The organism is Nostoc sp. (assembly GCF_036917465.1).
Classification (GTDB): domain Bacteria; phylum Cyanobacteriota; class Cyanobacteriia; order Cyanobacteriales; family Nostocaceae; genus Nostoc.
This window is the reverse complement of the sequence record NZ_JBALDL010000073.1, coordinates 19091-42787: the sequence shown is the minus strand read 5'-3', so window position 1 is coordinate 42787 and position 23697 is coordinate 19091. Positions and strand designations below refer to the sequence as shown.

Annotated in this window: 20 protein-coding genes; 10 read left to right on the top strand and 10 right to left on the bottom strand. The window is 41.3% G+C overall.

Going from position 1 to position 23697, the window contains the following annotated elements; genetic code table 11:
- Window positions 1-56 precede the first annotated feature (56 nt).
- A complete protein-coding gene (argH, locus tag V7K38_RS17520) occupies window positions 57-1442 on the top strand; it encodes an argininosuccinate lyase (RefSeq protein WP_334859644.1) in 1386 nt (461 codons plus the stop codon).
- 157 nt (window positions 1443-1599) lie between these two features.
- On the opposite strand, the gene V7K38_RS17515 is transcribed toward argH, so the two are convergent.
- Both V7K38_RS17515 and V7K38_RS17510 read right to left on the bottom strand, forming a co-directional pair.
- Window positions 1600-1728, bottom strand: a complete 129-nt coding sequence (locus V7K38_RS17515) for a hypothetical protein (RefSeq protein WP_334859684.1) — start codon at window positions 1726-1728, stop codon at window positions 1600-1602.
- Between the two features lie 285 nt (window positions 1729-2013).
- Window positions 2014-2619 (bottom strand): PEP-CTERM sorting domain-containing protein, encoded by a 606-nt coding sequence (locus V7K38_RS17510; protein ID WP_334859642.1) that lies wholly within the window; start codon window positions 2617-2619, stop codon window positions 2014-2016.
- Between the two features lie 425 nt (window positions 2620-3044).
- Between V7K38_RS17510 and V7K38_RS17505 the strand changes: the two genes are divergently transcribed.
- The 3 genes from V7K38_RS17505 (at window position 3045) to V7K38_RS17495 (ending at window position 6313) form a co-directional block, all read left to right on the top strand.
- Window positions 3045-3539 (top strand): NUDIX hydrolase, encoded by a 495-nt coding sequence (locus V7K38_RS17505; RefSeq protein WP_334859641.1) that lies wholly within the window; start codon window positions 3045-3047, stop codon window positions 3537-3539.
- 193 nt (window positions 3540-3732) lie between these two features.
- Window positions 3733-4545 (top strand): alpha/beta fold hydrolase, encoded by an 813-nt coding sequence (locus V7K38_RS17500; RefSeq protein ID WP_334859639.1) that lies wholly within the window; start codon window positions 3733-3735, stop codon window positions 4543-4545.
- A 313-nt stretch (window positions 4546-4858) separates the two neighbouring features.
- Window positions 4859-6313 (top strand): amidohydrolase, encoded by a 1455-nt coding sequence (locus V7K38_RS17495; protein ID WP_334859637.1) that lies wholly within the window; start codon window positions 4859-4861, stop codon window positions 6311-6313.
- 29 nt (window positions 6314-6342) lie between these two features.
- Here the strand turns inward: V7K38_RS17495 and V7K38_RS17490 are convergent, their stop codons facing one another.
- Window positions 6343-7152, bottom strand: coding sequence for a pantothenate kinase (locus V7K38_RS17490; RefSeq protein WP_334859636.1), 810 nt, complete (start codon window positions 7150-7152; stop codon window positions 6343-6345).
- 109 nt (window positions 7153-7261) lie between these two features.
- On the opposite strand from V7K38_RS17490, the gene V7K38_RS17485 reads away from it, so the two are divergent.
- From V7K38_RS17485 to V7K38_RS17475, 3 genes are all read left to right on the top strand, one after another.
- On the top strand, window positions 7262-8986 hold the full coding sequence (locus tag V7K38_RS17485) for a diflavin flavoprotein (protein ID WP_334859634.1): 1725 nt from the start codon (window positions 7262-7264) through the stop codon (window positions 8984-8986).
- A 155-nt stretch (window positions 8987-9141) separates the two neighbouring features.
- Window positions 9142-10854, top strand: coding sequence for a diflavin flavoprotein (locus V7K38_RS17480; protein WP_334859633.1), 1713 nt, complete (start codon window positions 9142-9144; stop codon window positions 10852-10854).
- 72 nt (window positions 10855-10926) lie between these two features.
- On the top strand, window positions 10927-11400 hold the full coding sequence (locus V7K38_RS17475) for a hypothetical protein (RefSeq protein WP_334859631.1): 474 nt from the start codon (window positions 10927-10929) through the stop codon (window positions 11398-11400).
- Window positions 11401-11695: 295 nt separating this feature from the next.
- Here V7K38_RS17475 and V7K38_RS17470 read toward each other — a convergent pair whose 3' ends face one another.
- Entirely contained in the window at window positions 11696-11935 is a 240-nt protein-coding gene (locus V7K38_RS17470) for a hypothetical protein (protein WP_334859629.1), read from the bottom strand.
- Window positions 11936-12045: 110 nt separating this feature from the next.
- Here V7K38_RS17470 and V7K38_RS17465 point away from each other — a divergent pair, with 110 nt between their 5' ends.
- On the top strand, window positions 12046-14637 hold the full coding sequence (locus V7K38_RS17465; RefSeq protein WP_334859628.1) for a tetratricopeptide repeat protein: 2592 nt from the start codon (window positions 12046-12048) through the stop codon (window positions 14635-14637).
- Here V7K38_RS17465 and V7K38_RS17460 read toward each other — a convergent pair.
- A complete protein-coding gene (locus tag V7K38_RS17460; protein ID WP_334859626.1) occupies window positions 14630-14752 on the bottom strand; it encodes a hypothetical protein in 123 nt (40 codons plus the stop codon). The two genes, V7K38_RS17465 and V7K38_RS17460, sit on opposite strands and share 8 nt — an antisense overlap.
- A gap of 348 nt (window positions 14753-15100) precedes the next feature.
- On the opposite strand from V7K38_RS17460, the gene V7K38_RS17455 reads away from it, so the two are divergent.
- Window positions 15101-17074, top strand: a complete 1974-nt coding sequence (locus V7K38_RS17455; RefSeq protein ID WP_334859624.1) for an ATP-binding protein — start codon at window positions 15101-15103, stop codon at window positions 17072-17074.
- 366 nt (window positions 17075-17440) lie between these two features.
- Here the strand turns inward: V7K38_RS17455 and V7K38_RS17450 are convergent, their stop codons facing one another.
- From V7K38_RS17450 to V7K38_RS17440, 3 genes are all read right to left on the bottom strand, one after another.
- Window positions 17441-17740 (bottom strand): hypothetical protein, encoded by a 300-nt coding sequence (locus V7K38_RS17450; RefSeq protein WP_334859622.1) that lies wholly within the window; start codon window positions 17738-17740, stop codon window positions 17441-17443.
- 348 nt (window positions 17741-18088) lie between these two features.
- A complete protein-coding gene (locus V7K38_RS17445; RefSeq protein WP_334859621.1) occupies window positions 18089-18754 on the bottom strand; it encodes a (2Fe-2S) ferredoxin domain-containing protein in 666 nt (221 codons plus the stop codon).
- A gap of 55 nt (window positions 18755-18809) precedes the next feature.
- Window positions 18810-19073 (bottom strand): Asr1405/Asl0597 family protein, encoded by a 264-nt coding sequence (locus V7K38_RS17440; protein ID WP_334859619.1) that lies wholly within the window; start codon window positions 19071-19073, stop codon window positions 18810-18812.
- A gap of 442 nt (window positions 19074-19515) precedes the next feature.
- Here V7K38_RS17440 and V7K38_RS17435 point away from each other — a divergent pair, with 442 nt between their 5' ends.
- Window positions 19516-20064 carry a Dps family protein gene (locus tag V7K38_RS17435; protein ID WP_334859617.1) on the top strand — a complete coding sequence of 183 codons (549 nt, stop codon included), beginning with the start codon at window positions 19516-19518 and terminating at the stop codon, window positions 20062-20064.
- Window positions 20065-20668: 604 nt separating this feature from the next.
- Here the strand turns inward: V7K38_RS17435 and V7K38_RS17430 are convergent.
- Together V7K38_RS17430 and V7K38_RS17425 are read right to left on the bottom strand one after the other, a co-directional pair.
- Window positions 20669-22507, bottom strand: a complete 1839-nt coding sequence (locus V7K38_RS17430; protein WP_334859616.1) for an ATP-binding protein — start codon at window positions 22505-22507, stop codon at window positions 20669-20671.
- Window positions 22508-22865: 358 nt separating this feature from the next.
- Window positions 22866-23582: a pirin family protein gene (locus V7K38_RS17425; protein WP_334859615.1), complete on the bottom strand. Its 717-nt coding sequence runs from the start codon at window positions 23580-23582 to the stop codon at window positions 22866-22868.
- Window positions 23583-23697 lie beyond the last annotated feature (115 nt).

Here is a 23697-nt window from a genome sequence, read left to right as displayed (position 1 = left end):
TTTTAGATTGATGATTAATCTAAAATCCAAAATTAATGCCCACTCCCTTGATATTTATGACCAAAGAACAAACTTGGAGCCAGAGGTTTGAATCGGCATTGCATCCAGCGATCGCTCGTTTTAATGCCAGTATAGGTTTTGATATTGAATTAATAGAATACGATCTGACTGGTTCTCAAGCTCATGCCAAAATGCTAGCTCACACCGGCATTATCTCCTCAGAGGAAGGTGAGCAACTGGTTACAGGTTTAGAACAAATTCGCCAAGAGTACCACCAGGGGAAATTTCAGCCTGGTATCGATGCTGAAGATGTGCATTTTGCAGTTGAAAAACGACTGACAGAAATTGTCGGCGATGTGGGTAAAAAACTGCATACGGCGCGATCGCGTAATGACCAAGTTGGTACTGATACTAGACTCTACCTCCGTGACCAAATCCAGCAAATCAAAAGTGAATTGCGAGAATTCCAAGGAGTTTTACTGGATATAGCCGAAAAACACGTTGAAACCCTAATTCCTGGCTATACACACCTACAACGCGCCCAACCAGTGAGTTTAGCTCACCATCTCTTGGCATACTTCCAAATGGCGCAACGTGACTGGGAACGCTTAGGAGATGTTTCTCGCCGCGTCAATATCTCACCTTTGGGGTGCGGTGCTTTGGCAGGAACGACTTTTCCCATCGATCGCCACTACACAGCCAAACTATTGGATTTTGACGATATTTATGCTAACAGCCTCGATGGAGTGAGCGATCGCGATTTTGCGATCGAATTCTTGTGTGCTGCTAGCTTGATTATGGTTCACCTCAGCCGCCTTGCAGAAGAAATCATTCTTTGGTCATCTGAAGAATTCCGCTTTGTCACCCTTAAAGATAGCTGTGCCACAGGTTCCAGTATCATGCCCCAAAAGAAGAACCCGGATGTACCAGAACTCGTGCGAGGTAAAACGGGACGTGTATTTGGTCATCTCCAGGCAATGCTAGTAATTATGAAGGGTCTACCCTTGGCATATAACAAAGACCTGCAAGAAGACAAAGAAGGTCTATTTGATAGCGTTAAGACAGTCAAAGCCTCTCTAGAAGCAATGACGATTTTGCTCAACGAAGGTTTAGAATTTCGTACCCAGCGTTTAGCAGAAGCCGTAACCGAAGATTTTTCCAACGCTACCGATGTAGCAGATTATCTTGCAGCGCGGGGTGTTCCTTTCCGGGAAGCCTACAACCTTGTGGGTAAGGTAGTAAAGACTAGTATTGCCGCAGGTAAACTCCTGAAAGATTTGAAATTAGAAGAATGGCAACAACTACATCCGGCATTTGCAGCAGATATTTACGAGGCAATATCCCCACGTCAAGTTGTTGCAGCCCGCAACAGTCACGGTGGTACTGGCTTTTTACAGGTTAGTAAAGCACTCATCGCCGCCCGCGCTCAAATCGATCGATAGAGGGAGTGGGGATTAGGGGCATGGGGAGGATGAGCGAGAATAACCCAATGCCCAATGCCCAATGCCCAATGCCCAATGCCCAATGCCCAATGCCCAAAAATAAATAAAGGCGTACATTTGTACGCCCTAAAAGATAAATAATCTAAATAAAAAGGATTTAAGCAGTCAGCTTAGTCAGTGTCTGCTGCTGTTGCTGCGCCTTCTTCTTCTTCACTCTTCGGTGGTCTTTGTTGGAACCTTCTCTGCATTCTTCCTGTCGTAGTTCGTTTACGAAACTTTCTGGCATACGCCTGGTTCCGTAGCGCCTTTTCTTTTTTCGGGTTACGGCGCTTGGCCATGTTCACCTCATTAATAAACAACAAAAGAGTAGCAACTAGGCATCACGTAGGCAATATTAGCTACCAATATTATTGATATACTTGTAGCCTAGTGCAGCAATCAATACACTTTAAACAGTGTACTAGTCTACCGCATTTTACCTTACTTTGTCAATAAAAATTTTAAATAGTCCCCACTGGCTAGATGAAAAGTACCTTTTCTGAGATTCAAATACATCAAAGAATTGATGGTTTTAGGAAACTTTTTCAAGCTTCTTCTCAGTTAACTTGGATTGCTTATTACATTTGAGTGCTGAAGGGACACCCAGAGTGGCGAGGGCAAGTAAGCTAAGGATAGATGTGGGTTCAGGGACAGTGATTATGGTTGCAGAAAAACTAATCGGTAACTCACTATCTTCCGTGCCAAAATTTTCAGAACCTGGTGTCAGTGGTGGCGCGGAAAAAACCTCTAAATAACTTGGTATTGACAAGAAACTAGCGAAAAAGGGACTGGAATAGTTTCCCCCCGATGTAGAATAACCAAAACCATCACCTGTTAACTGCTGAGTATTCAGACTAATTAAATTGTCAACATCAAAAGGTTCGTTTCCTGGTATTGGAGTCCCTACAGCTTGCAGACTAGTAATTGTTTCACCATTTCGTGTACCAGTAATTCCCAAAATCTGATAAAAACCCAAATCGTCAGGGGTATTATCAGTGGTAAAAGTACCAATCGCCTCTATACCAGTAGCAGAATAATTCCAATTCCAAGTTAAGGCGGAGGCGGCTTCCATTGTACCAAAAACCAATCCAGATGTGGTAGTAAGGGCTATGGCAGATATTAGAGCTAGATTTTTCATAGGGTTTGTTTGTGCGATCGCGGTTTTTGCCAAGGATTTTTGTATATTAAGCTTAATTATCAAGAATTTGTTGGCAATCTCAAATGCCGCTTAATTACCTCTTCAGAATTCAGAATTTAGACTTAACTTATTCAGGTTAAATTTTTGAAAGTTTCCTGAAAAAATATTAATGATAGCTGGTTTGAGCAAGGCTAATGTTATTTATAAACTGAAAAGTTTTTTGACTTAACAAATATCATGTATATATGAATACAGTGCTTCTGTTGAAACTTGATGTTAAGATTAATAATATTCTACGTAAATCGTCAGAATAAAATCTCAAACCACAAACATTTTTGTATAAAACAAAACTCAACAAAAATTTTATGAGTTGAGTTAATGTAAGTGGTAGAGAAATATAGAATACAACATATAAATTTTGAAGATTGAACGTTATTGCTTTTTTTCCGGCAGCTGTCCAGTCCACACGTAGCTTATGGCGTATTGGACAAACAGTATTGGGTATTATATTTCGTCATCCCATTACTGGCACTAGTATCATCCCAATTTTACCCGATGGTCGAATAGTACTGATCCGACGGCGTGATGATGGTCTTTGGGCATTGCCTGGAGGCATAGTGGATTGGGGAGAAGATATTCCCAACACAGTCCGCCGGGAATTGGTGGAGGAAACCGGGCTAGAATTGCTGAAAATTAACCGTTTGGTAGGAGTTTACTCCGCACCAGACCGCGATCCTAGAATCCACTCAATTTGTATTGTGGTTGAAGCCGACGTAGATGGGACAATGGAAATTCAGGATACTTTAGAAGTCATGGAAATCCAAGCTTTCTGTCCCAATTTGTTACCTTCAGGACAGATGTCTCATGACCATACTCGGCAGTTGCAAGACTACTTGAATGGCTTGACAACATTGGCATAATAATATTTTGTCATTTGTCATTTGTCATTTGTCATTTGCCGCCAAAGTTCCGATCTAAGGAAGCCTCTCTTCTCTACGAGAGGCTGCACCAACGAGATGTTACGCGAATGGCTCAGACTTCTCTGTTTATAATTTGTCCAAAACTAATGACTAATGACCAATAACCAATGACCAATGACTAATCTAAAGTAAAATGAATACACTATTCCGTAACTCCCGGATAAAGCTCTCTCAAGGGCTAATATTCTGGCGTGAAGTCGGTGAAAAAACTCCTATAATTTTTCTACATGGTGCTTGGAATGAGAGCAGTCAATGGTTGTCTGTTATGGAGTCCCTTGCACAAGATTTTCATTGCTTCGCACTTGATTTGTTAGGATTTGGTGAGTCGGAGAATCCAAATATCCATCATTCGATAGATTTACAAGTGGAGTGTTTGGCAGAATTTTTGCAAGCTGTAAAGCTAGAAAAAGTATATTTAGTAGGGCATTCTCTTGGGGGTTGGATTGCTGCTAGCTATGCTTTAAATTATCCAGAGAAAGTTGCTGGTTTGGTGCTGGTTTCACCAGAGGGTGTAGAGATAGCTGGACTTGAAGAGTATTGTCGGAAAATGCGGCGATTATTGAATTATCCACCACTAATAGTTAAATTGTTGCGATCGCTAATTCCCTTAACTAAAATGCTGGGTTGGCATGAAAAAATTGCCCAAGACTTGCAGTTACGTCAGGAATTGTTGCGTTACCCCATAGCTTGCCAGTTACTTTTCAAACGCCGACAAGTAGAAATTGATGCAGAATTAGTGCAAAAGCGGCTTTACATGATAGATGTGCCAGTTTTTATTCTACAAGGTGGCCAAGATACACCAGATGCTTTAGCCAAGAGCCGGGTTTATACTCAACTGATGCCAAAAGTTGAATTGAAAATGATTTCCCATGCCGGAAATGACTTACCAGAATCTTGTGCTGGGGTTGTGGCGCTTGAGATTCGGGACTTTATTAAAGGGAATTGATAATTTTGACTTCCCCTTTATCTGCTGCTACGTATGTATATGGTTGGGGTCTTTTTCCCTTTAATTTACGGCAAAAGATAGAAATTATTCCGTTTGCCAAAAAATTTTAGAGCAAGTAGATTTATTTATGAACAAAGTTAACAAATAAATATTTTTTCTTTTTGTAAAGTAATAAATTAGATGTATTTAAGGCTACCAATGTGTGAAGATTGCTTACAGATGATTTGGTATAAACCCTGATTTTTAATTATGAAATTGGTAGCAATTAGACGGATGATAAAGTAACAAAAAAATTCAACAAGGATATTTTAGTGTGAAATATCATCTGACAAAATACTATAAGCTGTTAGTTCTTTTTGTCTGTACCACTTTGTTAGTCTTTTTCAGTCAGATAGTTATTGCTCAGAGTAACTATCATCTAGGTACTCAAGGCAAACAAAGAGTACAACTTATTGTAGGTGGCGATTTCATCGTAACGATGAACGAAGCACAACCTGTCATTGAAAATGGTGCGATCGCCATTCGGGACGGTAAAATTGTTGCGGTAGACACGCAATACAACATCATGACATCTTACAGAGCCGACAAGACGCTTCCAGGCGACGGTCTGGTGCTTATGCCGGGTCTTGTTAATGGTCACTCTCACTCAGCAATGGTTCTGTTTCGCGGTCTTGCGGATGACTTAGGATTACAGGATTGGCTTCAGAATTATATCTTTCCAGCAGAAGGGAAGTTCGTTGATGAAAATTTTGTCCGCGTTGGCGAACAACTTGCTTGCTGGGAGATGATACGCGGTGGTACAACAACGTTTGTTGATATGTACTTTGAGCCAGATGTCGCTGCCAAAGTGGTTAGTGAATGTGGCTTACGCGCCATTATTGCGCCCTCCTCAATAGATTTTCCCAGCCCTGGCTTCCAAGGATGGGATGATGCCTTTGCCTTATCGATCGATTTTCTGAAACGTTGGAAAGGCAAGAATGAACGTATAATACCAGCTCTTGCTCCGCACGCTCCCTACACTGTCTCGCCAGAGCATCTCAGCCAAGCTATTCAGGCTGCGCGTCATTATGATGTCCCACTGACGATTCACCTAGCAGAGACACAAACTGAAGTTAAAGATGTCCAGCAACACTATAACGCAACTCCAGTAAAACATCTAGAAAATCTCGGCTTTCTTGAGCCGCGTGTATTTGCCGCACACGTTGTCTGGCCTGACGAAAGTGAAATTGCCCTGTTGGCCAAACGCGGTGTTGGTGTTATTCACAATCCTGACTCGAATTTGAAACTAGCTTCTGGCTTTGCGCCGATTCCGGCGATGCTGAAAGCAGGAATTAAAATTGGTCTAGGTACAGATGGAGCGGCATCGAACAACACTCTTGATATGTGGAAGGCAATTCGCCTCACCGCCCTCATCCATAAAGGGACTACTCTAGACCCTACTGCTGTACCGGCTAAGACAGTTTTGCGTATGGCAACACTTGGTGGTGCTGAAGCACTTGGATTATCAGATAAAATTGGTGCGATTAAGGTGGGACTTCAAGCAGACTTAATTCAAGTCCAACTTAAAGAACCACACTTATTGCCGCTTTACGATGTCATCTCGCATCTGGTTTATGCAGCAGATTCCCAAGATGTTGATACTGTAATTGTAAAAGGGCAAGTTCTAATGGAAAAACGTAAGATGCTCACGGTTGACCCTGAGAGGATTCGCCGTGAAGCTACTTCCATTGCACAAAGAATCAAAGCTCAATTCCGACCATCTAATTAATAATAAATCTAAGCTGCTCTGGGTCTAACTTAGAGCAGTTTTACTAATTTACACATTCCCCAGAAAACTAAATTTGCTTCCAAAATTAAATGTGCCGCAATTTCAGGATATAAGGCTTGCAGATAGTTCATTAATAAAGTGCGATCGCCCCCTTTAATCGCAATTTTCCCATTAGTAAATAATTGCAACCACGCTTCAATAAAATCTTTAATCCCAGCTATTAATGTGTAAATAACTCCACTTTGAATAGCTTCTGTAGTATTAAGAGCAAAACGCGGTGGTAGAGACACAAAATCTCGCGTTTCTACTAATGGTAATTGTCCTGTTTGTTGATTGAGAGTTGTAAATTGTAAGCCTAGCCCCGGCAAAATTGCCCCTCCAACTAGAGACTCATTAGCATCCGCAGCTGTAAAAGTTAACGCTGTGCCAGCATCAATTACCAACATGGGAAAACCCCACATTTTCCCCGCACCCCACAAAGCTAAAGCGCGGTCAATTCCTAGTGTGGGATAAACACCTTTTAGTGGTACTTGGTCTAATGTAATAACATGAGTATTTGGGTAAGTTTGCCAAATAGCAGTTTGACTAGGAACTACGGAGGCGACGAAAAGACGGCAAAGGGGCAGAGTGTTTGTGAAAAATTCACCTTGTGGAAAAATTTTCTCTAGTAAATCATTCAGGGTTTGACATTCAGCCAACTGTTGTACAACAGACTCAGGAAGATAGTCAGTATCCCAAGCTAAGTAAAGTGTCTCGCCAACAAACAACGCCCAATGCAGTCGGGAATTACCAATTTCCAACCCTAGCCAAATTTCCTCTCTGTGCCTCTGCGGTTTCACACTTTTAACTTTTTTAAGTTAGTTATATGTTTTTTAATAAAAATTAACATTCATCCCGTGTAACAATAAACCTAGAGGAACAAATACTCATTGTATCAAGGAGGGAGTTATGGTAGCGCTCACCGAAAAAACTGAAAAACGGCTCACCATACAGACTGTGGAAATCGGTCAAGAGACGACGGCTATTCGCTCTTTGGACTGGGATCGCGATCGCTTCGATATTGAGTTTGGGTTGCAAAACGGTACTACTTATAACTCGTTTCTTATTCGTGGGGAGCAGACAGCCTTAGTTGATACCTCTCACGAAAAGTTTCGTCAACTATATTTTGATACGCTCACTGGACTAATCAAGCCAACAGATATTGATTATTTAATTATCAGCCATACCGAGCCAGACCATAGCGGTTTAGTTAAAGATTTGCTGCAAATAGCTCCAGAAATTACTGTTGTCGGTTCTAAGGTGGCGATTCAGTTTCTTGAGGATTTCGTACATCAGCCATTCAAACGGCGGATTGTGAAAAATGGCGATCGCTTAGATTTGGGCAATGGTCATGAATTTGAATTCGTGATTGCCCCAAATTTACATTGGCCGGATACCATTTTCAGCTTCGACCACAAAACCAAAACTCTCTACACCTGCGACGCTTTTGGGTTGCACTATTGCTCAGATAGCACCTTTGATGAAGACTTAGCAGCGATCGAAGAAGATTTTCATTACTACTACGATTGCTTGATGGGGCCGAATGCTCGGTCAGTTTTGTCTGCCCTTAAACGCATGGCGGAACTGAAAACCATCAGTATGATTGCCACAGGACACGGCCCATTATTATCTCACAATGTTCAGGAATTAGTTGGACGTTACCGCGCTTGGAGTCAAGCCCAAGCCAAGCCAGAAACCATAATTGGGATATTTTACGTTTCCGAATACGGATATAGCGATCGCCTCGCCCAAGCAATTGCCAACGGTATCGGTAAAACCGGTGTCGCCGTGGAAATTGTCGATTTGGGATCTGAAGTCGATTTACAAGAACTGCGGGAACTAGTAAGCCGATGTGCTGGACTAATCGTTGGTCTACCTCCGGCTTCTGGGGCTGCGAGTATCCAATCTGCACTCAGCACAGTTTTAGGATCTGCCAAAGAAAAGCAAGCCATCGGCGTGTTTGAAAGTGGCGGTGGCGATGATGAGCCGATAGATCCTTTAGTGAGTAAATTCCGTAATTTGGGTTTGGCAACAGTTTTTCCAGCGATTCGGATTAAAGAAGCGCCTACAGAAAATACCTACAAGTTGTGTGAAGAAGCAGGTACAGACTTAGCTCAATGGGTAACACGCGATCGCAGCATCAAAGCGATGAAATCCCTTGGTGCTGACTTAGATAAAGCCCTTGGTAGACTTAGCGGCGGACTCTATATTATTACTGCCAAAAAAGGTGATGTATCCAGTGCCATGTTAGCCTCCTGGGTTGCTCAATCCAGCTTCAAACCCTTGGGATTTTCCATTGCAGTCGCCAAAGATCGGGCAATTGAATCACTCATGCAAGTAGGCGATCGCTTTGTTCTCAACATCTTAGAAGAAGGCAATTTCCAACCACTTATGAAGCACTTTTTGAAACGATTCGCCCCTGGTGCCGATCGCTTTCAAGGTGTGAGAACCCAGCCAGCCGAAAATGGTGCGCCGATCCTCAACGATGCCCTCGCCTACATGGAGTGCGAAGTCGTCAGTAGAATGGATTGCGGCGATCATTGGGCAGTATACAGCACCGTTTACGCCGGACGAGTTTCTAAACCCGATGCTTTAACTGCTGTACATCATCGCAAAGTTGGAAACCACTATTAGGGACTGGGGGACTAGGAACTAGGGAGGGGACTAGGGACTAGGAACTGAGGACTAGGAACTGGGGAAAAGTTTTCTAAATACCCAATCCCCAGTCCCCAATCACCAGTACCCAATCCCCAATCCCCAATCACCAGTACCCAATCCCCCATAAAGCTATGTCAACAAATAAACCCCGTGATGTTCAAGTTTATCCAATAGCGACAGATACAAGAATACTGCGATCGCGCAGTTGGTCAAGGCTCAGATTTGAAATTGAATATGCTCTTGCTAAGGGTACAACAGCTAACTCTTATTTAATCGAAAGCGATAAAACTGCCATCATTGACCCTCCAGGGGAAACGTTTACGGACATTTATTTAGAAGCCTTACAGCAGCGTTTCCATCTGGAAGACTTAGATTATGTAATTTTGGGACACATAAATCCTAACCGCGCTGCAACTTTAAAAGCTTTATTAGAAATTGCTCCGCAAATTACCTTTGTCTGTTCTAATCCAGGGGCGATAAATTTACGTAGTGCGCTGGAAAATCCAGATTTGCAAATTCTGGTCATGCGGGGCGAAGAAATCCTAGATTTGGGTAACGGGCATAATTTACAATTTATTCCCACCCCTAACCCGCGCTATGCAGATCAACTTTGCACCTACGATCCGCAAACAGAAGTTCTGTACACAGATAAGTTATTTGGGGCGCATGTTTGTGGAGATCAGGTATTTGATGAAGGTTGGGAAGTATATAACGAAGATCGGCGCTATTATTTTGATTGCCTCATGGCTCCCCACGCCCGTCAAGTAGAAACAGCGTTGGATAAACTAGCCGATTTTCCCGTGCGAATGTATGCCACTGGACACGGGCCTTTGGTGCGTTATGGCTTAATTGAATTGACCAAAGCTTACCGAGAATGGAGTCAACAGCAAACATCTGCTGATTTGACAGTGGCGTTAATTTATGCATCAGCTTATGGAAATACAGCCACATTAGCCCAAGCGATCGCTCGTGGCATCACCAAAGCTGGCGTTGCTGTAGAATCGATTAACTGCGAATTTACCGAACCAGAAGAAATCCGGGCGGCTGTGGAAAAAGCCGGTGGTTTCATCATCGGTTCTCCAACTCTCGGCGGTCATGCACCTACACCCGTGCAAACAGCCTTAGGAATTGTGTTATCTACCGCGACTAATAATAAACTTACTGGTGTTTTTGGTTCCTTTGGCTGGAGTGGGGAAGCGGTTGATTTAATTGAAGCTAAATTAAAAGATGCTGGCTATCGGTTTGGTTTTGATACCATCCGCGTAAAATTCAAACCCGACGATGCCACTTTACAATTGTGTGAAGAAGCCGGAACTGACTTTGCCCAAGCATTGAAAAAAGCTAGAAAAGTTCGATTGCCAAGTCAACCTGCTACTACTGTAGAACAAGCAGTTGGTCGGATTGTCGGTTCTTTGTGCGTTATGACAGCAAAAGAAGGCGATCGCTCCAGTGCCATGTTAGCCTCCTGGGTAGCTCAAGCTAGCTTTAATCCCCCTGGTTTAACTATAGCCGTCGCTAAAGAGCGGGCAGTAGAAACACTGACGCACACAGGAAACAAATTTGTCCTCAATATCCTTAAAGAAGGGAATCATTTGGGATTAATGAAGCACTTCCTCAAACCCTTCGGCCCAGGACAAGACCGATTTGCCGATATCGCCGCAGAAGTTGCTGAAAACGGTTCTCCCATACTTACCGATGCCTTAGCATATCTGGAATGTTCCGTACAAAACCGGATGGAATCTGGCGACCATTGGCTAGTTTATGCAACTATCGAGAATGGCAAATTGTTAGATAATGACGGCATTACAGCCGTGCATCATCGCAAGTCAGCAACTCATTATTAATCAGTTAACAATAGCGATCGCCTCTATAACTTTGGGAATACTGAAATTAAGTACCCTAAAGGAGTATTAAAAATGGCAGATAATCGCATCAGTGCCACCTTATCCCCAGCCGATAAAGAAGCAGTCATGCAAGCGATCGCTACAATTAAAGAAAAGTTACCGTTTTTGGTTGATTTGACCCCCGAAGAACGGCGAACAATGTTGAAGATGGGAGATAAAAGTCGGGCTTTCGTCAGCAAAGCCTTAGAAGTGGCGACACAGAATCCTAACTTTTTGCCCCGTTCTTTTGATTTAGAAGAGATGCGCCGAGATTTAGCGCTATTTGAATCGTTGTATCCAGTGTTTTTGTCTCTAACCCAACTGCAAGAACTGGTAGATGATACCTGTATAGCCTCTGCCAGCGAAGCTTATGCAGCAGCATTAGCAGTTTATAGCTATGCCAAAGCTAGCGGTGATGTCACTGGTTTAGATGGAGTCATAGATGAGATGGGACGCAGGTTTAACCGCCGTTCTAAGAAAAAGCAACCCGAAGTCCCAGTTAGCTAAAGTTTAAAACAGGTAATCATACCACTTGTAAACTTACTAAAATACACATAATTTGTAGGGGCATAACAATGTTATGCCCTTTTCGCGTTTTATATCCAAAGATTCTTGAAACCCGCGTAGGCGGGTAAAGTCTAGTGTAGCCGCGATTTCTATAGCGCATCTCGTTTATCTAAAATAGACTTTGACCTCTCTCCAAACCTCTCCCCTACAAGGCGAGAGGCTTTAAATCTTACTCCCCTTCCCTTGTAGGGAAGGGGCTGGGGGTTAGATCCATATTAGACTCCAGCGATAAGCGCTAAGTCGCCAAGGCATTTTTGAGCCTCAGAAGGTCAACGCCGAGCCTCAGAAGGTCAACGTTAAGCCTCAAAAGGTCAACGTCGAGCCTCAGAAGGTCAACATCGAGCCTCAGAAGGTCAACATCGAGCCTCAGAAGGTCAACGTCGACCCTCCGAAGGTCAACATTGAACCTCAGAAGGTCAACGTCGAGCCTCCGAAGGTCAACATTGAGCCTCAAAAGGTCAACATCGAGCCTCATAAGGTCAATTCATAATAAATTACCCCAAAAAATTTCATAAATTTCAAAATACACTTTGTATATTTAGTAGTTATTCTGTAAGCATTAGCATCTTAAAATTGAATCTTGTAATGAACCCACAAAACAAGCCCAAGAACCTACAAGATATTATTAAGCAACGACAGCAATTAGGTTTTGTGGGTCGTGAAGACCAAACCAATCAATTTCGCCAAAATCTGGCATTGCATGTACAAGACACTCGCCGTCGTTTTTTGTATAACGTTTGGGGTCAAGGTGGAGTTGGCAAAAGTACTCTGTTACGACAATTTCGGAAAATTGCTGAAGAAGCAAAAATTATCTCCGCTTACATTGATGAAGCTGAAAAAACTATACCAGAAGTCATGGGTCGTCTAGCTGAAGAGTTAGAACGGCAAGGTCACAAACTAACGCAGTTTACAGAACGCTACAAAGTTTACCGCCAAAAGCGTCAAGAATTAGAAACCGATCCAGATGCTCCCCAAGGTTTTTCCGCTTTCGTAGGCAAAACCGTCTTTAAAACAGGTGTGCGTTTAGCGCGTCGTGTTCCCGTTGGTGGTGCTGTATTTGATTTTGTAGATGAGGATGCTTTTGCTACCCAAGCCGGAGAATGGGCATCTTATGTTGCTAAGAAAATCACAAATAAAGATGAGGTGCGCTTAGTTCAAGAACCACTAGAAGTCCTGACTCCGTTATTTTTGCAAGATATTTTTAAAATTGCCGAAAAAACTGCTGTTGTTTTGTTCTTTGATACTTATGAACGCACTGGAGAATTTCTAGATAACTGGCTGCGAGAGATTCTGGATGGTCGCCACGGTGAAGTATCTCTCAATATATTGATAACTATCGCCGGTCGCCAAGAATTAGATAAAAATCATTGGACACCTTACGAAGGGTTAATAGTTCGTTTTCCTCTGGAACCGTTTACAGAAGAAGAAGCCCAACAATATCTAACTCGCAAAGGCATTACAGACAACCGCATTATTGAAGTGATTTTGCGCCTTTCTGGAAACTTACCCCTGCTAGTGGGAATGCTAGCAGATGCTCATCCCAATGACCCAAACCAAGTATTTGAACCTAGCAGCAGTGCTGTAGAACGCTTTTTAAAATGGATTGATGACCCCAAACGGCGACAAGTTGCTCTTGATGCTGCCATTCCTCGGTGTTTGAATCGGGATGTTATAGCCAAGTTGAGAGGAGAAAAAGAAGCAGATGAGCTATTTAATTGGTTAAAAGAAACATCTTTTGTTAACGAACGTACTGACGGGTGGGCTTATCATGATGTGGTTAAAACGCAAATGTTACGCCACAAGCGTCTTTCATCGCCGCAAGGTTGGGCTGATCTGCATAGCAAATTGGCAGAATATTATGACAGCTTGCGAAATGATCTGCAATTGGATGAAATCAAAGCCTGGGGAGATCAAACTTGGCAAAGTCATAAGCTCAACGTTTTGTATCACCGCTTATGCCAATCACCACAAAAGTACTTACCTATAGCTCTCAATGAATTCCTTGCTGCTCTCAAAAATCAACTAACTTTTGCCCAATTTTGGGCAGCAACAATGCTTCAGGCTGGTAAAGATGTCGATTCTGCTGAAGTTCAACGTTGGGGTGAGCAACTAGCCAATTGGTTAAAAGCCTATGAAGACAAACGTTATGAAGCTGCGGCTGAAATGCTCACAACACTGTTAAGTGATGCTAGTCTTGAGGACAAATGGCGTGCAGTAGCGTTAGATTGGCGTAGTTATATTTACTCTCAATCTAATCAATACTCAAAAGCTTTGGAAGATTTAACCCAGGCGACAAAGTTAGTACCTGAAGAAGTTGAATATTTAACAGTTCGAGGTATTACTTACTGCCAAATGCAGCGCTACCAAGAAGCACTACTAGACTTTAACTGTGTTATTGAGCTTAACCCAAATTATCAATGGGCGATCGCCACTCGGGGTATCGCTTACCGCCTAATGAAACGCTACCAAGAAGCACTGCAAGACTTAAACCGCGCCATTCAACTTGACCCTAATGACCAATGGGCGCTAGCACATAGAGGTGTAACTTACCGCTTTATGCAGCGTTACTCAGAATCACTGCAAGACTTAAACCGCGCCATTAAAATTGACCCGAATTATCAATGGGCGATTGGCAGTAGAGGTGATACTTATCGCTATATGCAACTCTATAATGAGGCATTGGAAGACTTTAACCGTGCCATTGAACTTGACGGTAATTTCCAATGGACACCAGCCACGGGATTTAGGGGTTTTATTTACCAACGAATGCAGCGCTACCATGAAGCACCGCAATATTTAGACCACACTATTGTACTTAGCCGAAATTACCAAGATGATTGGTATTTGTATGAGCGAGCTTTAACTTACCTAGCCCTTAACCAACCAGACAAAGCACGGGCTGACTTGGCGCTTGCTATGAAGCTTGCTAAAGAGTATTACGAAAAAGATTCTAAAAACTGGCGTAATAGCTTTAACTTAGCTCTTTATTATTTGGCTGCTCAATATAATCAACCAGCAGAGCAGTTATATCGGCATACCATATCTCAAGGTGCTTCCTTAGAGCGTATCCGTATAGCAGTCCAAGACCTGAATGACTTTTTAACTGTCTTCCCTGACCATGTGCAAGCTACATCCATGCGACAGTTGTTGCAGTCTTCTCTAACTGAGGTTATGTAATTTCTACTACAAATATTAAGCGATCGCTTTTACAACTTTGCCCTTCTAATGAGAGACTGTAAGCGATCGCTTTGTTATTAAGCTGTAGGTAAGCGATCGTAAGATTCCGATTCAATATCTGGTACTTTCGTTAAAACTTCAGAAGATCAACGTCGAGCCTCGGAAGATCAACGTCGAGCCTCGGAAGATCAACATCGAGCCTCAGAAGGTCAACATCGAGCCTCAGAAGGTCAAAGTCGAGCCTCAGAAGGTCAACATCGAGCTTCAGAAGGTCAACATCGAACCTCGGAAGGTTAACATCGAGCCTCGAAAGGTCAACATTGAGCCTCGGAAGGTCAACATCGAACCTCAGAAGCTCAATGCATAAAAATTACTTAAAAAAAATTTAATAAATTCCGAAATACACCTTGTTTATTTAGTAGTTCTTTTTAGATAAATTAGCGCCTCAAAATTGAATCTTGTTATGAATACACAAAACAAGCCTAAAAGTTTACAAGATATTATTAAGCAACGTCAACAATCAAATTTTGTGGGACGTGAAGACCAAATAAACCGATTTAGCCAAAATTTAGCTTTATCCCTAGAAGACAATCGCCATTGTTTTCTGTTTAATGTTTGTGGTCAAGGCGGAGTTGGTAAAACTACCTTGCTGCGGCAGTTTCGGAAAATTACTGACGAAGCAAAAATGATTTCGGCTTACATTGATGAAGCTGAAAAAACTATACCAGAAGTCATGGGGCGTATAGCTGAGGAGTTAGAACAGCAAGGTTACAGACTAACGCAGTTTAGCGATCGCTACAAAGTTTACTGCCAAAAGTGCCAAGAATTAGAAACAGATCCAGATGCTCCTCAAGGCTTTAGTGCTTTTGTCGGGAAAAGTATCGTAAAAACTGGTGTGCATCTGGCGCGTCTAGCTCCCGTTGGTGGTGCTGTATTTGATGTTATAGATGGGGATGCTTTGGCTAACCAAGCTGGAGAATGGGCATCTTATGTTGCTAAGAAAATAACCAATAAAGATGAGGTACATTTAGTTAAACAACCTAAAGAAGTTCTGACCCCGCTATTTTTGCAAGATATTTCTAAAATTGCTGATAAAATTCCTGTTGTCCTGTTTTTCGATACCTCAGAACGCACCGGAGAATTTCTAGATAACTGGCTGCGAGAGATTCTAGAGGGTCGCCACGGTGAAGTATCTCCCAATATATTGATAACTATTGCCAGTCGGCAAGAATTAGATAAAAATGACTGGGCATCTTACGAAGGATCAATAATTCGTTTGCATCTGGAACCCTTTACAGAAGAAGAAGCCCAACAATATCTAACTCGCAAAGGCATTACAGACAAGCACATTATTGAAGTGATTTTAAATCTTTCTGGAAACTTACCCCTGCTAATAGAAATGCTAGCAGATGCTCATCCCAATGACCCTAACCAAGTAATTGAGCCTAGCAGCAGTGCTGTAAAAAGCTTTTTAAGATGGATTGACGATCCCAAACGGCGACAAGTGGTGCTTGATGCTGCCATTCCTCGGTGCTTGAACCGGGATATTATAGCCCAGTTAAGAACAGAAGAAGAAGCTGATGAGCTATTTACTTGGCTCAAAGAAACATCCTTTGTCAACGAACATAGCAACGGCTGGGTTTATCATGATGTCGTCAAAACCCAAATGTTATGCCACAAGCGCCTTTCATCCCCGCAAGGTTGGGCTGATATACATAATAAGTTGGCAAAATATTATGACAACTTACGGAATGATTTGCAATTAGAGGAAGATAACAAACAGCGCGATCCTAGCTGGCAAAGTCACACATTAAACGTGTTGTACCATAAGTTATGTCAGTCACCGCAAAGGAATTTACTTGTAGCTCTTAAGGAATTTCTGGTTCTACTCAAAAATCAACCCATTTTTGCCCAACAATATGCAAAAACAATGCTTCAAGCTGGTAAAGATGGGGATTCTGCTGAAGTTAAGTATTGGGGTAAGCAATTAGCAAATGGGTTAAAAGCTGATGAGGAAAAACGTTATGAAGATGCTATGTATAATCACGCTTTAGTATACTTAGCTGTTAACCAACCAGACAAAGCACGAACTGTACTAGTGCCTGCCATCAAGCTTACTACAGAGCATTGCAAAAAAAATGTTAAAGACTGGCGTAATGCCTTTAATTTAGCCCTTTACTGTTTGGCTGCTCAATACACTCAACAAGCAGACCACTTATATCGCTATGCCTTATCAAAGGGTGCTTCTTCAGAATCTATTGGTGAAGCTATCCAAGACCTAAATGAATTTTTAACTGTCTCGCCTGACCATAAGGAAGCTACATCCATCCGCCAGTTGTTGCAGTCTTCTCTAACTAAATCATGTAATTCTCAACCTACCCTCCAGAAAACCCAAGAATCTCAACAACAAACTGCTAATCAATTTCCTCTCTCATAATGCAAGTCCACTCAAATGGACTTGCATTATGAGCCTGAGATTTCAACCTCTGGCACAGATATGCATTTAAATGAGACACTACACATAGCTTGCTTCATCTCTAGGATGTACACAATCAAAAATGGCATTTGCCAGGTAAAAAAGGGAATTATCTAAATCCACTCAAACCCCTGTGTGGCTAAAAATTCTTTCCCTGATTCCAAAATATCTTTGCTTAAAATCAAAGTGACTTTTGGCGAACTATAGGAGTCTGATTTGATTCTTGAAAAAATCTAAGTACCTGTAGGGTGCATTAGGACGGAGTGCGTAACGTACCAAAGCCTTCAGATGGTGCGTTACGCTTCGCTAACACACCCTACGTATATTTCAAAAATCAAATATGAGTCCTATAAGATACAAACGAAAACGCTCAAAAAATAGTTGGTTAGCAGGCTCAATTTTCCTGATGGCACTCCAGGGAATCAACAATGGCGTAAGTCCGAAGCGAAACAAGAAGAAAATACTTAGATAAATCCCTTCAGAAGTTATACCAATATTTAAAGTCCCTTTATAGTGAACCAAACCCACAGAACCGCTTTGCATCCGGTAAAAGTTTTGTGGTGGCGCTTCTTTGGTGCAGTAGAGTTTAGCGAGGCGATTCCAGTCATGACGGAATAGAAAAATCATGACTATGTTAATAAGTGTAAAAAAAACGATGTATACCCAATTAGGGATATGTGGCATTTATTTTTAAGTGATTGATGATGAACGCTTTAACTGTAAGCGATGTCTAACTACAAGTCTCTTTACATCTACGTACTCACCAATCAACCACATTCCCTTGACTTTTTGCAAATTACCGGAGCATCCCGGTTAAAAATTGCTTAACAAAAATCCTATTCAATCAAAAAACTGGCCTTAATGAAAGCCAGTTTTTTGATTTTATTGCAAACTTCTAGTAGATTTTACAGCCGAGTCTTAACAGAACACACTTGAGAAGATATTGTGAAGCTTTTTCATCGAAATGTCAAGATTTTATGAATTATTTCCCCAAAGCTTGCCATTAGATATCGTCACTTCCCTTAAATTCTCTGGCTGTGCTGATAAATTCTTGTCACCAAAATGGTTATCCATCAATGCGGGAACAAGTCCTGCTTGAATTCGGCTATGGCGAGTTTTATCTGGCATAACTAGATTTGGCCCAGCTTTGCAATTTTTCATACAACCAGTGCCTTTGATTGTAACTTGGTCTTCTAAACCGCGATCGCTTAAAGCTGCCTCCAACGCCTGACAAAGTTCTTTACCACCGCGTTTCATACAATCAGACTTTTGACACACCAAAATCGTGGCTTTAGCCTTAGCTGGCTTTACCTTCACATTATCAATAGATGGGGGTTCTTGTACTGGTGCGATCGTTCCAACTTTCCCCATCTCAGAACGCGCCGCCATCACCCGTTCAGCTTTCAGAGTAACTGTGCCATCCTTCAAATCATGCTTTCTGTAACCAGCAACTTGTAGCCAAGTCCCTGGTGGTAAGCGCAAGTCAAAAGCAGCCCGTAAATGTTTAGCTAATTTAATGTAAGACTCACCCTCATGAGTCGCCAGCATTAAGCCTTTAAGCTTATAGCCATCTTTAATAACAAAATTTATAAATCTACCCTCAAGACAAAATTCTGATTCCATAGTGTGAGATGCACCCATTTTTTTTAACTCCTCTTAACTAACTACAAGCTATCAAGCGAGATATTCTCAGCAGCTAAAAATTAGAACTGTTGTTAGCGATTTTCCAGCAGCACTCAAGAGTCCAAATCTGGTCTTGACGGGAGGCTGTTAATCGCCGGATCACACTCCAAAGTTGAACAGCTGTCCTCGGAGAGCCAATTTCAACTTTCAATGGCTGGTTAGCCGTACAACTACAGGGAATGTCTAACTCCTTTAGGCGTTGATAGACTTGCCAGCGATCTGCCCAATTCACCTCTACAAGGTGGTTGCTTTCTATTTCTGAACTAAACGATTTCAAGAGAATTGCCCTCAAAGTGCAACAAACTTGCAGTAACTACCGCGAATTAACTCTCTGTTTTTTGAAAGTTTTAGGAGTGTAACCTCTTAAAACCAGCATACCTTAAGTGCAAAGAATTCTCATTAATTTTGGAAAAAAAATCAAAGTTTTACAGCCATTCCATATTGAGAGCGGAATGAGAGAGACAAAAAGGATAAGGTAAAATTTTCTTTCCCTGCTCATCTTGCAAAATATGCATATTTAAGCTGCAATGTCAATACTAATGAGAGATTTATGCAACTTAATAAGCGTGCCATCATTCAGCAAACAATAAACTTGGGATTTTTAGTAAGCAAAAATACAAAATATTGTGATGGCGAATTGGCTTGCTCTTATTATTAAAATGTTAATATGTTGAGAATAAGCAGTTAAAATCTATAACTGTTAAAAAGAGAGGAACACAATGTCAGAAACGCAAACTTTGTTACGGAATTTTGGTCATATATATGACAATCCTGTTTTGCTGGATCACAGTGTAACTGCTCCAGTCACAGAAGGATTTAACGTTGTATTAGCTAGTTTCCAGGCACTGTACTTGCAGTACCAAAAGCATCATTTTGTAGTTGAAGGCTCAGAATTTTACTCTCTGCACGAGTTTTTTAACGAAAGCTACAACCAAGTACAAGACCACGTTCATGAAATTGGAGAACGTTTGGATGGACTAGGTGGTGTACCAGTAGCTACCTTTAGCAAATTAGCAGAATTAACCTGTTTTGAGCAAGAATCTGAAGGCGTATATTCCTCTCGCCAAATGGTGGAAAATGACCTAGCTGCCGAACAAGCAATTATTGGCGTAATTCGTCGTCAAGCGGCTCAGGCAGAGAGTTTAGGCGATCGGGGTACACGCTATCTGTACGAAAAGATTTTGTTGAAAACTGAGGAACGTGCTTATCATTTGTCTCACTTCCTCGCTAAAGACAGCTTAACTTTAGGGTTTGTCCAAGCAGCTTAAAGCTAAAACTCTCATAATCTAGATTTGTCTACCTAGACTGAAAGAAAAAGTTGTCAGCACGAACTCTGAAAATATTATAAAGAATGGCAGAGAATGGTATCCTTATTTCTCTGCCATTTTTAATCTAAGTAAATATATTCTCATAATATTTAACGTTGATAATATTTAGCAATTAGCTAGTTAGTAAATATTTATATCTAAGGAATTTATTTTTGTCGAATAAGCAGACAGATATATGGCACAATAAATAACCAGTTATTGCAAAATCTTATTTAATTAAATAGTAAAAATTTGCAAAAGATTTAAAGATTTTATCATCACAATTAAATAGTAAGTAGGTAGGTAGGCGTAATAAAATATAAGATCAAACCTCACCCTCAATCCCTCTCCAAAGTATCCGAGAGGGAAACCGGAGGCAAGGGTGAGGTTTTATATTTAATTTGACCCACTTACTTATTAGGAATACAAAATAATTATTGGGAATTGGGTACAAGAGGCGGAGGCGTAGACACGTACTCCTACGGAGAAGCAAGCTACGCGGAGCGTCTCCAAGAGTTGTGGCTTGTCAACAGACATGGCAAATTCTCCAGAATCAGCAGAGTGTTTAATGGGAATCACCACTTTTAACTACATCCTCTCCAGGGTATATTGGAATCTCAATCACAAACTTTGCACCATCTGGTGTAGATTTGTACCAAATATTGCCACCGTGTTTTTCTACAACAATTTTATAACTAATAAATAATCCCAGTCCCGTCCCTTTGCCTACAGGCTTGGTGGTAAAAAATGGGTCAAACAACTTCAAGCGAATTTCTTCGGGAATACCCCCGCCATTATCGGCAATTGAGATAGACACTAGATTGTCTGATTTTAACTGAGTTTGAATCCAGATGCTGGGTGTTTTCTGTTGTCCGTTAATTTTTTCGATCGACTCTTCTAAAACATCTATCGCATTCGTTAAGATATTCATAAACACCTGATTCAGTTCTCGTGCATGACACTGAACCAAAGGCAATTGACCATATTCTTTGATAATTTTAATTTCAGTAGCATCTGCTTTTGTCTGAAGGCGGTGATGCAAAATTATCAAGGTATTATCGATACCAGAATGAATATCTGCTTTCTTAAAAGAAGCTTCATCCAAGCGGGAGAAATTTCGTAGTGACACAATAATATCCCGAATGCGTTCTGTACCGACTTGCATCGATTGAAGGATATTGCTCATGTCTTGTACAATAAAGTCGATTTCTATAGAGTTAAGTAGTTTTTGAAGTGATGGTGGTGGGTTGGGATAATGCTGCTGATAAGCTATCACTAATTCCGCTAAGTTTTGAGTATATTGATCTATATAGTTAAGGTTGCCGTAGATAAAGTTGACAGGGTTGTTAATTTCGTGGGCTATTCCTGCTACCAGTTGCCCTAAGCTAGACATTTTTGCTGTTTGAATGATTTGTGCTTGGGTTTGTTGCAGTTGTGAAAGTGTATGTTGAGCAAGTTGAGCCTTTTCACAAGCTTCTGTATAAAGTTGTGCTTGTTTGAGAGCGATTAGCAGTTGACGATGAGCGTAGATGTAATCCAGAATTAGTCCAGCCAAGGGTACTAAATAGGCAACAATTTTCAAAAAGTGAGCAATGTTAAAATGATTATCGAACAGAGCCGTTGAACCAAAAACCATGTGAAATTGGGTAGCGACATTGGGAATAGTACTAACTATCAGAGCGTGAGAGAATAAACTAGGATAGTTGCGCCAAAAGCTTGGATAAATCAGAATACCAGCTACTAAAAAAAGGATCAAAGGTATGATATCCCAAGGTCGAGTAATAATTGAGTTAGGGAAGATAGTTTGTGGCAAGGTTTGACTAGTAGCGCAAACAGCAATTATGCCGTAACAAACTACCCCAAAAGCTAAAGTCACTGCAACTATAAACTTGATGCTGCCTTGCCACCTTTTCGGTTTGCTAATCAGAAAAATGCTGACACCAATTATCGTCACTAACGCATTGCAAAGTCGGCAAAGTGCCCAAGTAAAAGGGATGAGCTTACTGTTATCAGCAACAGCTTCAATTAACCTATCGGCAGCTAGGGTGTGGAAAGCATCTATTAGCCCAGCACACAACAAAGTTACCCCAATAATTGGTGTAATAATATCGCTTTTTATATAGAAGTGAGCAAAAGCTAGAATAATAGTGAAAATGGCAGTACAGACAGCACTCCATTCTAAAATTGTATGGACGAAGCTTCCTGCCAATGTTTGGTAAATAACTTCTTGACAAGAACCCGAATTAGCCGGATTACAAACAACCTCTAAATTCCGGTATACCTGACTAGAAGCAAAACTAACTCCCAAAAAATTTAATGCTGATGGCAATAAGCAAATTAGCCATATTGTCCAAATTAACTGAACAGGAAGTTTTAGTGTTTGCTCTGTTGCTATCGTAACCACAACCACCTCTGGAGTAGAAACTAATGGGTAGGAAAATAGAACAAAGTGCGTTTGACTGTATTGTGAACAGAAACTTCACTTTTTCTTTCTCTTAGAATTCCCAAAAACCATTCGTCTCTAACTACCTTAGTGTTCTAGTGGTAATGTTACAAGCAGTAATGCCTGATTTTGGCATCTTGTCCAAACTGCAAGCGAAAAATTCAGTTATTGAAACTATTAATTAAAAAACTTTTCAATCGACTTAAGTGGATTTGCACTATTAGCCAGAGATTTAAATCTCTGGCTGATGAATAAGTAAATACAAAGTTCTGAGTAAAAGGCTCATTTAAACGAGCCTTTTACGCAGATAAATGGGATATTAACCCAAATCGAAAAGCAAGATTTCGCCGCCAATGTTGGTGCTAATTTCTAGCTGTTCTTCGCCGTTGATTTGCACTCCATCGCCTGCTCTGAGTTCCTCACCATTTAAATTGACTATACCTTGGGCTACTTGTAACCAGGCATAGCGATCGCTTTTGACTTGATAATTAACAACATCACCATCTTCTAAAACAGATGTGTATAAATCAACATCTTGGTGAATTGTTACAGCACCATCGCGCCCATCTTTAGAAGCAATTAAGCAGAGTTTGCCGCGCTTTTCTTCTAGAGGAAAAGCTTTTTGTTCATATCTTGGCGTTATTCCTTCTCGATCGGGAAGAATCCAGATTTGTAGTAAGTGTAGTGGTTCGGTTGGCGAGGGATTAAATTCACTGTGGCTGATTCCAGTTCCAGCGCTCATAACCTGTGCATCACCAGGGCGAATTACCGAACCAGTACCCAAGCTGTCTTTATGCTCTACAGCACCTTCTAAGACATAAGTGAGGATTTCCATGTCACGATGACTATGGGTAGGGAATCCAGCACCTGGGGCGATGCGATCGTCGTTAATCACGCGCAGAGAGCGAAATCCCATCCGGTTGGGATCGTAAAAACTCCCGAAGGAAAATGTGTGATAACTATCGAGCCAGCCTATTTTAGCGTGACCACGGGCGTTGCGATCGTGAATTAAGTGGGTAATTGTATTTTGAGACATAAATTTACCTCTTTGTTAATGAGTGTCTAGTTAAGAAGTTAGGAGTTAAACATCAGAATGGAAGCAGCATCTTTTTTCATTCACACTAATAAATAACTTCTTAAACTTGAAGTAT

Coding starts and splice junctions, on each gene's coding strand:
- argH (WP_334859644.1), top strand. CDS start 57: ATGACCAAAGAACAAACTTGGAGCCAGAGGTTTGAATCGGCATTGCAT.
- V7K38_RS17515 (WP_334859684.1), bottom strand. CDS start 1,728: ATGCCAGAAAGTTTCGTAAACGAACTACGACAGGAAGAATGCAGAGAA.
- V7K38_RS17510 (WP_334859642.1), bottom strand. CDS start 2,619: ATGAAAAATCTAGCTCTAATATCTGCCATAGCCCTTACTACCACATCT.
- V7K38_RS17500 (WP_334859639.1), top strand. CDS start 3,733: ATGAATACACTATTCCGTAACTCCCGGATAAAGCTCTCTCAAGGGCTA.
- V7K38_RS17485 (WP_334859634.1), top strand. CDS start 7,262: ATGGTAGCGCTCACCGAAAAAACTGAAAAACGGCTCACCATACAGACT.
- V7K38_RS17480 (WP_334859633.1), top strand. CDS start 9,142: ATGTCAACAAATAAACCCCGTGATGTTCAAGTTTATCCAATAGCGACA.
- V7K38_RS17475 (WP_334859631.1), top strand. CDS start 10,927: ATGGCAGATAATCGCATCAGTGCCACCTTATCCCCAGCCGATAAAGAA.
- V7K38_RS17470 (WP_334859629.1), bottom strand. CDS start 11,935: ATGAGGCTCGATGTTGACCTTTTGAGGCTCAATGTTGACCTTCGGAGG.
- V7K38_RS17465 (WP_334859628.1), top strand. CDS start 12,046: ATGAACCCACAAAACAAGCCCAAGAACCTACAAGATATTATTAAGCAA.
- V7K38_RS17455 (WP_334859624.1), top strand. CDS start 15,101: ATGAATACACAAAACAAGCCTAAAAGTTTACAAGATATTATTAAGCAA.
- V7K38_RS17450 (WP_334859622.1), bottom strand. CDS start 17,740: ATGATTTTTCTATTCCGTCATGACTGGAATCGCCTCGCTAAACTCTAC.
- V7K38_RS17445 (WP_334859621.1), bottom strand. CDS start 18,754: ATGGGTGCATCTCACACTATGGAATCAGAATTTTGTCTTGAGGGTAGA.
- V7K38_RS17435 (WP_334859617.1), top strand. CDS start 19,516: ATGTCAGAAACGCAAACTTTGTTACGGAATTTTGGTCATATATATGAC.
- V7K38_RS17425 (WP_334859615.1), bottom strand. CDS start 23,582: ATGTCTCAAAATACAATTACCCACTTAATTCACGATCGCAACGCCCGT.